Annotated in this window: 1 protein-coding gene; it reads right to left on the reverse strand. The window is 74.5% G+C overall.

Features of this window, described 5'->3' with window-relative positions:
- Positions 1 to 6: 6 nt before the first annotated feature.
- Positions 7 to 10,836 (reverse strand): type I polyketide synthase, encoded by a 10,830-nt coding sequence (locus AB0N90_RS20980; protein WP_365198624.1) that lies wholly within the window; start codon positions 10,834 to 10,836, stop codon positions 7 to 9.
- Between the last annotated feature and the right edge of the window lie 61 nt (positions 10,837 to 10,897).

The following is a 10,897-nucleotide window of genomic DNA, read 5'->3' on the forward strand; positions in this document are numbered from 1 at the left end:
CGCGGTTCAGGAGTTGCCGAGTTCGTCGTCGAGGAGGTCGTACAGCTCCTCGTCGCTGGCCGAGCTGAGGTCGTCGTCGGTCTCGGCTCCGCCCGTGTCTCCGGTTTCGGCCGGCTCGTTCCCGTTCCAGCGGGCGAGCAGGGCCTGGAGACGCATGTTGATCCTGGTCCGGGTGACGTTGTCGAGACCGTCCGTTCCCGCGCCGTCCAGGGCGGCGGCGAGGCGGTCCAGCTCGTCGAAGACCGGTGCCGTCCCCGCCGTACCGCCGGGGAGGTCCTTCAGTACCCGCTGGGCGAGCGCCGCGGGCGTCGGATGGTCGAAGACCAGCGTCGCGGGCAGGCGCAGGCCGGTGGCCCGGTTCAGCCGGTTGCGCAGCTCCACCGCGGTCAGCGAGTCGAAGCCGAGGTCGCCGAAGGCCTGGTCGGGCTGGACGGCCTTGGCCGAGCTGTGTCCGAGGACGGCTGCGGCCTCGGACCGTACGAGGACGAGTACGACGTCCGCGCGCTCGCTCTCGGGCAGCCCCGCGATCCGCTGGGCCAGCGGTACGGCGGACGCGCGGTCGGTACGGCGCGGCCGGCCGCCGACCAGTGCCTTGAGCAGCGGCGGCACCGGCGCGGTCGCGTTGCGCAGCGCGGCCAGGTCCAGCCGGGCCGGCACCACCACGGGCTCGCCCAACGACAGTGCAGCGTCGAGGAGTTCAAGGCCGTCCTCGTCGGACAGCGGCAGTACGCCGCCACGGGCGAGTCGGCCGCGGTCGGCGCCGCCGAGGTCCTCGGTCATGGCGCCGGTGCGCTGCCACAGTCCCCACGGCAGGGACAGCGCGGGCAGCCCCTGTCCCCTGCGGTACCCGGCGAAGGCGTCCAGGTAGGCGTTGGCCGCCGCGTAGTTGGCCTGGCCCGGGGTGCCGAGGGTGCCCGCGAGGGAGGAGAAGACCACGAACGCCGAGACATCGCCGACCAGTTCGTGCAGGTTGAGTACGGCGTCCACCTTGGGGCGCAGCACCGCGTCCAAGCGCTCGGGGGTGAGCGCGGGCAGCACCCCGTCGTCGAGGACACCGGCCGTGTGCACCACGGCCGTCACCGGTGTGCCGGACAGCACCTCGGCGAGGGCGTCCCGGTCGGCCACATCGCAGGCGGCCCAGCGCACTTCGGCACCGGCCGCGGTCAGTTCGTCCCGGAGTTCCGCCGCGCCCTCGGCGTCCGCCCCGCGCCGGCTCATCAGCAGCAGGCGGCGCACGCCGTGTTCGGCGACCAGGTGCCGGGCGACGAGTCCGCCCAGGGCGCCGGACGCGCCGGTCAGCAGGACGGGGCCCGGCCCGAAGTCCACGGTGGCCCGCGGGGCTTCGGCGGCGGTCCTGGTGAGCCGGGGCAGCAGGAGTGTGTCACCGCGCAGCGCGGCCTGCGGCTCCTCGAAGGCGAGGAGCCGGGGGACGACGGTCGCCGCGATCCGCTCCACGTCGGTGCTCCCGTCGCCGTCGGCCGCGCTCACCGCGTCCGGGTGCGCGTCGGCGTCGGCGTCGGCGTCGATGAGGACGATGCGGTCCGGGTTCTCGGACTGCGCCGAGCGGATCAGGCCCCACACGGCGGCCTGCACCGGGTCGGCTCCCGCTTCCTGGCCGGCTCCCGCTTCCGGACCGTCCCCGGTGGCGACCGCGCCCCTGGTCACCAGCACCAGGCGGGCCACCCGGTCCTCGGCCAGCCACCACTGCACCAGCCCGAGCACCTTGCGCAGGACGTCCCGGACGCGTTCGGCGCCGGTGCCCGACCCGACCGGGCAGGGCACGACCACGGCGTCCGCGTACGCCCGTACCCCGGTCTCCGTCGCGGGGGCGGCGAGGAGGGCGGAGATGTCGTCGTAGGCCCGTACGACCGTGGTGTGCCCGTCGGCCTGTGCGGTGAGCGGTGCCCACTCCACGGTGAACAGGGAGTCCCGGGCGTTCGTGCGCAGTTGCTCGGCCGACACCGGGCGCAGCGTCAGCGACTCCACCGAGACGACGGGACGGCCCGTGCCGTCGGCGGCCTCCAGCCGTACGGTGTCCCCGCCGGCCGGGGAGAGCCGCACCCGCAGGGCGGCCGCTCCGGTGCCGTGCAGGGTGACGCGGGACCATGCGAAGGGCAGCAGGGGCCCGTCGGCGGCCGGTACCAGGCCGCCCGCGCCCAGTGCGTGCAGCGCCGCGTCGAGCAGGGCCGGGTGCAGGCCGAACGTGTCCGTGCGCGCCTCGTCGGTGACGGCGAGTTCGGCGTAGACCGCGTCATGGCCGCGCCAGGCGGCACGCAGCCCCTGGAAGACCGGGCCGTAGCTCAGGCCGAGGTCCGCCAGCCGGTCGTAGAAGCCGTCCAGGTCCACCGGCCGGGCGTCCGCCGGGGGCCAGCTGCGCAGGTCGGTGCCGGACGGGGTGGCGCCCGTGGTGAGGACCCCGGTGGCATTGCGGACCCAGGATCCGGCACCGGCGCGCGAGTGCACGCCCAGCGGGCGGCGGCCGGACTCGTCCTGGGCGCCCACCAGCACCTGGAGCGCGACGCCGCCCTCCTCGGGCAGGATCAGCGGTGCGTGCAGGGTGAGTTCTTCCACCAGGTCGCAGCCGGTCTCGGCGGCGGCGTGGGCGGCCAGTTCCACGAAGGCCGTGCCCGGCAGCAGGACCGTACCGAGCACCGCGTGGTCGGCCAGCCAGGGCTGGGCCCGCAGGGACAGCATCCCGGTGAGCAGATGGCCGCCGGCGTCGGGCAGTTCCACCGCCGCGCCCAGGAACGGGTGGTCGGTGGCGTCGAGACCGGCCGCCCGTACGTCACCGGCCGGGGCGCCCGCCGTCAGCCAGTACCGCTCGTGCTGGAACGCGTAGGTCGGCAGGTCGGTGCGGCGCGCGCCCGGCAGGACGGCGTCCCAGTCGATGCCGACGCCGTGCGTGTGCGCCTGGGCCAGGGAGAGCATCAGCCGGTCGCGTCCGCCGTCGCGGCGGCGCAGCGTGGGTACGACCGCGGCGTCGGCCCCGGCGGCCTCGATGGCGTCCTGGATACCGGCCAACTGGACCGGGTGCGGGCTGACTTCGACGAAGACGTCGTATCCGTCGGTCAGCGCGGCCCGGATCGCGTCGTGGAAGCGGACCGTCCGGCGCATGTTGCGGTACCAGTAGCCGGAATCCAGCTCGCCCGTGTCCAGTTTCCCGCCGGTCACCGTGGAGTAGAAGGGCACGGCGCCGGGGAGCGGGCCGACACCGGCGAATCCCTCGGCGGCCTGGGCCTGGACGCGTTCGATCTGCGGTGAGTGCGCGGCGTAGTCGACGGCGACGCGGCGGGCCTGGACGCCCTCCCGCTGGCAGTGCGCGAGGAGTTCGTCCACGGCGTCGGTGTCACCGGAGACCACGGCGGTTGCGGGGCCGTTCACGGCGGCGACGCCGAGCCGGCCGTCCCAGCGGGCGACCAGTTCCCGCACCTCCTCGTCCGGGAGCGGCACCGAGGCCATGGCGCCGAGCCCCTGGAGTTCGCGTACCGCGAGGCTGCGCCGCACCACGACGCGGGCCCCGTCCTCCAGGGAGAGGGCACCGGCGATCACCGCGGCGGAGACCTCGCCCTGGGAGTGCCCGACGACCGCGTCGGGGGTCACTCCGAAGGAGCGCCACACCTCGGCGAGGGCGACGGTCATCGCCCAGAGCACGGGTTGCAGCACGTCGACCCGGTCCTGTTCGACGTCGGACGTGCCGCGCAGCACCGCGGTGAGGGACCAGTCGACGTGCGGTGCCAGCGCGCGTTCGCAGGCGTCGACGCGGTCGCGGAAGACCGGGTCGGTATCCAGCAGTTCGGCGGCCATGCCGACCCACTGCGAGCCCTGTCCGGGGAAGACGAAGACGGTCCTGCCGCCGCGTGCGCTGCCGGTCACCGCGCCGGGCGGGGTGGCGCCGGCCGCGACACCGGCCAGCTGCCGTCGAAGTTCCCGGAGGGTCGGCCCGACGACCACGGCGCGGTGTTCGAAGGCCGCCCGGGTCGTAGCCAGCGAGTGCGCCACGTCGGTCAGGAACGCCGCCTCGCCGTCGCCATCGTCGCTGCCGTCGCTCTTCTCCAAGAAGGAGGCGAGGCGGGCGGCCTGAGCCCGCAGTGCCGCCTCGGTCCTGCCGGACAGCACCCACGGCACGACCGCGCCGGACCCGGACGCCGGTTCGTCGTCCGTGCGGGTCTGCTCGGCGACGTTCGCGGGGGCCTGCTCGATGATGGTGTGGGCGTTGGTGCCGCTGACCCCGAAGGAGGACACGGCGGCCCGGCGGGGGCGGTCCGTCTCCGGCCAGTCCACGGACTCGGTCAGCAGCCGTACCTCGCCCGCCGACCAGTCCACATGGGGCGTCGGCTCGTCCACGTGCAGGGTCCGCGGGAGCACGCCGTGCCGCATCGCCATGACCATCTTGATCACTCCGGCGACACCCGCGGCGGCCTGCGTGTGGCCGATGTTGGACTTCAGCGAGCCCAGCCACAGCGGCTGTCCTCCGGGCCGCTCCCGCCCATAGGTGGCGAGCAGCGCCTGTGCCTCGATCGGGTCGCCGAGCTTCGTCCCCGTACCGTGCGCCTCCACGGCGTCCACATCGGCCGGGCTGAGTCCGGCGGATGCCAGCGCCTGCCGGATCACCCGCTGCTGGGAGGGGCCGTTGGGCGCGGTCAGGCCGTTGGACGCGCCGTCCTGGTTGACGGCGCTCCCCCGGACGACGGCCAGCACCCGGTGCCCGTGGCGTTCGGCGTCGGACAGCCGCTCCACGAGGAGCATGCCGACGCCCTCGCCCCAGCCCGTGCCGTCGGCACCGGCGGCGAACGCCTTGCACCGGCCGTCGGGGGCCAGTCCGCGCTGGCGGCTGAACTCCACGAAGACGGTCGGGCTCGCCATGACGGTGACACCGCCGGCCAGCGCCATCGTGCACTCGCCGCTTCGCAGGGCCTGGACGGCGAGGTGCAGGGCGACGAGCGAGGAGGAGCAGGCCGTGTCGATCGTGACGGCGGGCCCTTCCAGGCCGAAGGTGTAGGAGACGCGCCCGGAGGCGACGCTGCCGGAGCCGCCGGTGGTGAGCAATCCCTCGACGCCTTCGGGCAGTTCGCGCGGTCCCTGCCCGTAGTCGTGGTACATCAGGCCGGTGAAGACGCCGGTACGGCTGCCCCGCAGCGCCGCCGGGTCGATCCCGGCGCCCTCGAACGCCTCCCAGGACGCCTCAAGGAGGAGCCGCTGCTGGGGGTCCATGGCCAGCGCCTCGCGCGGCGAGATCCCGAAGAACCCGGCGTCGAACTCGGCCGCCTCGTGCAGGAATCCGCCGTCGCGCGCGTAGGTCTTGCCGAGGCGCTCCGGGTCGGGGTCGTACAGCCCCTCGATGTCCCAGCCGCGGTCCTCGGGGAACCGGGAGATGCCGTCGCGGCCCGCGGCCACCAGCCGCCACAGGTCCTCCGGGGAGCGCACGCCGCCCGGGAGGCGGCAGCTCATGCCGACGATGGCGATCGGCTCGTCCGTGTCGGCGACGGTCCGCCGTGCCGTGGGCCGGGCCGTGGCGGCCGGGGACGCGTCGAGGAGTTCGTCGCCGATGTGCCGGGCGAGGGCGGTAGGGGTGGGGTGGTCGAAGACCAGGGTGGCGGGCAGCCGCAGGCCGGTGGCGCCGGTGAGACGGTTGCGCAGTTCGACGGCGGTCAGCGAGTCGAAGCCCAGGTCCTGGAAGGCGTGCGTGGGCTGGACGGCCCGGGGCGAGGGGTGCCCGAGCACGGCGGCGACCTCGCTCCGGACCAGTTCGAGGAGCGCCTCCGCGCGCTCGTCGCCGGTCAGCCCGGCGAGGCGGTCGGCCAGGGATCCGGTGGCCGCGCGCTGGGCGGTGCCGCGCAGGGCGCCACGGACGAGCCCGCGCAGCGGGGCCGGTACGGTCTCCGCCGCGCGGTCGCGCAGGGCGGTGGTGTCGAGGCGGATCGGTACGAGCACGGGCTCGCCGGCGGTGAGCGCCGCGTCGAACAGCCGTAGGCCGTCCTCGGTGGTCAGCGCCAGGACTCCGGAGCGTGCCAGCCGCGACCTGCCCGTCGCGTCCAGGGCGTCGGCCATGGCGCCTTCCTGCTCCCACAGGCCCCAGGCGAGGGAGACCGTGGGGCGGCCCTGGGCGCGGCGGTGCCGGGCGAAGGCGTCGAGGAAGGCGTTGGCGGCGGCGTAGTTGCCCTGGCCGGGGTTGCCGAAGACGCCCGCGGCGGAGGAGAACAGCACGAACGTCGTGCTGTCGGCGGTGAGTTCGTCCAGGTGGAGCACGGCGTCGGCCTTGGGCGCGAGGACGGCGCCCACGCGCTGCGGGGTGAGTGCGGCGATCACGCCGTCGTCCAGGACTCCGGCGGTGTGTACGACGGAGTCGACCGGGTGGGCGGCGAGCAGCCGGGCGACGGCGGCGCGGTCGGCGAGGTCGCAGGCGGCCCAGGTCGCTTCGGCGCCGAGCGCCGCGAGTTCGGCCGCCAGGTCCGTGGCGCCCGGCGCGTCCGCGCCCCGTCGGCTGACGAGCAGCAGCCGCCGTACGCCGTGTTCGGTCACCAGGTGCCGGGCGAGGGTGCCGCCCAGCGCGCCGGAGGCGCCGGTGAGGAGCACGGTGCCGAGGCCGGTGGGGGCGGGGGCGCTGCCGACCGCCTCGTCCGCGGTCCCGATGACCGTGTCGTCCGTCTCGTCCGCGGTCCCGGTGACCGTGTCGTCCGTCCTGTCCGCGCTTCCGGTGACCGCGTCCTCCGTCGTCCGGGCGGCGGCGGCACGGACCAGGCGCGGTACGCCGGCTTCCCGCTCGCGGACGACGACATGGGGCTCGCCGGTCCGTACGACGCCGGGCACGAGCGTGGCCGCCTCGTCCGGGCGGTCGGTTTCGAGGAGCACGATCCGGCCGGGGTTCTCCGCCTGGGCCGAGCGCACCAGTCCGGCCGCGGCGGCGTGCGCGAGGTCGTCGCAGCGCGCCACCAGGACAAGGCGCGCCGTGCGGTCCTCCGCGAGCCAGCGCTGGACGAGTCGTAACACCTCGGTGGTGACCGCGCGGACCCGCTCGGCCCCGCTCACCCCTTCCGGCCCGTCGGGGCACGGCACCACGACCACGTCCGGCTGTGCCGACCCGTCGGTCTCGGCCGGTGCGTCGAGGTCCGGAACGTATGCGACGACCGTCCCGTCCGTGTCGTCGGCGGCCAGGCTCAACGGCGTCCGCTCGACGGTGAACAGCGCGTCGGCGGAACGCCTGCGGAGCTGCTCGGTCGACACGGGGCGGAGGGTCAGCGACTCGACGGACGCCACCGGCTGACCGGCGCCGTCGGCCACCGTCAGGGACACCGTGTCCGTACCGGCCGCCGCCAGCCGCACGCGTACGGTGGACGCGCCCGTGGCGTGCACGGACACCCCGGACCAGGCGAACGGCAGGAGCGGCCCGTCGGCCTCGGGGACCAGCCCGCCCGCGCCGATCGCATGCAGGGCCGCGTCCAGCAGCGCCGGGTGCAGCAGGAAGGACCCGGTGTCCGTGCCGTCGGGGAGGGCGACCTCCGCGAAGATTTCGTCACCCGTGCGCCAGGCGCTCCGCAGTCCGCGGAACGCGGGCCCGTACGCCAGGCCGAGGGCGGCCGACCGGTCGTAGAGACCGTCGAGTTCGACCGGTTCGGAGCCCGCGGGCGGCCATGCGCCGAGTGCCCGGCCGACGGCCTTCTCCTCCTCGCCGCCCGCCGTGGCGCTCCCTTCGGTGACGAAGCCGGTCGCGTGGCGGACCCACGGCAGGTCGGTGTCGTCCTCAAGGCGCGCGTGCACGGTCAGCGGCCTGCGGCCGGAGCCGTCGGCCGCGCCGACCCATACCTGCACCGCGACACCGCCCTGCTCGGGCACCACCAGGGGCGCTTCGAGGGTGAGGTCCTCCAGCAGGTCGCAGCCGGCTTCGTCGGCGGCGCGCACGGCCAGTTCCACGAACGCGGTGCCGGGCAGCAGCACGGTCCCGAGCACGGTGTGGTCGCTCAGCCAGGGATGGGTGCGCAGGGACAGCCTGCCGGTCAGCAGTCGCTCGTCGCCGCCGGCCAGGGAGACGGCGGCGCCCAGCAGCGGATGGTCGGCCGCACCGAGACCGGCGGCGCGGACGTCGCCGCGCGTGGCCGCCGCGGTGTCGAGCCAGTAGCGCTCGTACTGGAAGGCGTAGGTGGGCAGTTCGACCCGTCGGGCACCCGGGAAGAAGGCGTGCCAGTCCGGCGAGACGCCGTGTACGTGCAGTTCGGCCACGGCGGCGACGAGCGCGGCCCGCTCGGGGCGGTCGGCGCGCAACGCGGGCACGGTGACCACGTCGTCGTCCAGGCAGCCCTGGGCGAGGGCGCTGAGCACCCCGCCCGGACCGATCTCCACGAACGTGGTCACCCCCAGGTCGCCGAGCGTCTTCACGCCGTCGGCGAACCGCACCGCCTCCCGCACATGGCGGACCCAGTACTCGGGGGTGTACGGCTCGGCCAGCCGCCCGGTGAGGTTGGAGACCACCGGGATCCTCGGCTTCGCGAACACCAACGCGCCCACGACCTCGGCGAATTGCTCCAGCATCGGGTCCATCAGGGGCGAGTGGAAGGCGTGGCTGACCTTCAGCCGGGACGTCTTACGGCCCTGCTCCCGGAAGGACTCACCGATCGCGGCGACCGCGTCCTCGGCGCCCGAAACCACCACCGACCGGGGGCCGTTGATCGCCGCGATGCCCACGCCATCGGTCAGATGCGGCAGCACCTCGTCCTCGGTGGCCTGTACGGCGACCATCGCACCGCCACCCGGCAACGCCTGCATCAGACGCGCACGCGCCGACACCAGCTTGGCCGCGTCCTCAAGGGACAGCACACCCGCCACATGAGCAGCCGCGATCTCACCGACCGAGTGACCGGCCACATAGTCCGGCCGCACGCCCCACGACTCCAACAACCGGAACAACGCCACCTCGACCGCGAACAACGCGGGCTGCGTCGAACCCGTCTGGTTCAACTCCTCCGAGTCCACGTCCACGGGCGCGTCCAGAACCGCGCACACCTCGTCGTACGCCGCGGCGAACACGGGGTACGCCTCGTACAACTCGCGCCCCATGCCAAGGTGTTGTGAGCCCTGGCCGGAGAAGAGGAAGCCGACGCGGCCGCCGGTGCCGGAGAGGCCGCGGGCGATGCCCGGGGCCGGGGAGCCGGAGGCCACGGCACGCAGTCCTGCGGCGAGTTCGTCCGGCGTCCCGCCCTGGACCACCGCGCGGTGCTCCAGGGCGGTGCGCGTCGTGGCGAGCGAGAACGCGACGTCGTACAGGGGGACTTCGGCGTCCACGCGGGTCAACAGCCGTTCAGCCTGGGCGCGCAGGGCCTCCTCGGTCCGGCCCGAGAGCACCCACGGCACCGGTCCGACCTCGGCCGGGCGCAGGGCCTCCGGGGCGACGGCCTCGGTGCTCTCCGCGCCTTCCTCCGCAGCGTCCGGGTCCTCGGTGTCCGGCGCGAACGCCTCGGCGGACGGGGCCTCTTCGATGATCGTGTGCGCGTTGGTGCCGCTGATCCCGAAGGAGGAGACACCGGCCCGGCGCGGCTCGTCGGACGCGGGCCAGGGCCTGTTCTCGGTGAGCAGCCGTACGGCCCCCGTCGACCAGTCGACGTGCGGGGAGGGGGCGTCGATGTGCAGCGTGCGCGGCAGTTCGCCGTGGCGCAGGGCCATGACCATCTTGATGATGCCCGCGACACCGGCCGCGGCCTGGGTGTGCCCGATGTTGGACTTGATGGAGCCCAGCATCAGCGGCTTGTCGTCCGGGCGGCCCTGTCCGTAGGTGGCGAGGAGCGCCTGCGCCTCGATCGGGTCGCCGAGCCGGGTGCCCGTGCCGTGCGCCTCGACCGCGTCGATCTGTGCGGTGGTCAGCCGGGCGGCGGCCAGGGCCTGGCGGATCACCCGTTGCTGGGAGGGGCCGTTGGGGGCGGTCAGGCCGTTGGAGGCGCCGTCCTGGTTGACGGCGGAGCCGCGGACGACGGCGAGGATCTCGTGTCCGTTGCGCCGGGCGTCGGAGAGGCGTTCCACCAGCAGCAGGCCGGCGCCCTCGCCCCAGCCGGTGCCGTCGGCGCCGGCCGCGAACGCCTTGCAGCGGCCGTCGGGCGCCAGTCCGCGCTGGCGGCTGAAGCCGACGAAGGTGGCGGGGCCGACCATCGCGGTGACACCGCCCGCGACGGCCAGCGAGCACTCGCCGTTGCGCAGCGACTGGACGGCCAGGTGCAGGGCGACCAGGGACGAGGAGCATGCCGTGTCGACCGTGACCGCCGGGCCCTCAAGCCCGAAGGTGTACGAGAGCCGTCCGGAGGCGACACTGCCCGAGGTGCCCGTGCCCAGGTAGCCTTCCAGGTCCTCCGGGGAGTTCTGGAGGGCGGCGAGGAACTCGTGGTTCATCACGCCGGTGAACACACCGGTCCTGCTCCCCGCGAGCGAGGAGGCGTCGATGCCGGCCCGTTCGAAGAGTTCCCACGACGTCTCCAGCAGCAGCCGCTGCTGGGGATCCATGGCGAGGGCCTCCCGGGGGGAGATCCCGAAGAGACCGGCGTCGAACCGCGCGAGGTCGCTCAGGAACCCGCCCTCGCGGGCGTAGCTCGTGCCACGGGCTTCCGGATCCGGGTCGTAGAGCGCGTCCAGGTCCCAGCCGCGGTCGGCCGGGAACCCGGCGACGGCGTCACGGCCGCCCGCGACCAGCTCCCACAGGTCCTCGGGCGAGTCGACGCCTCCCGGATAGCGGCAGCTCATGCCGATGATGGCCACCGGCTCCCCGGCGGCGTCCTCGTAGTCACGAAGGCGCCGCCGGGTCTCCTGGAGGTCCGCGGTGACTCGCTTCAAGAAATAGCGGAGCTTGTCCTCGTTCGCCACCGAAATCGTCCCTCACCCCTGCGATGACTTACCGGAATTCGGCAAGGGATCACCGGGACGC

This window comes from Streptomyces sp. NPDC093018, from assembly GCF_040684035.1.
Classification (GTDB): Bacteria; Actinomycetota; Actinomycetes; order Streptomycetales; family Streptomycetaceae; genus Streptomyces; species Streptomyces murinus.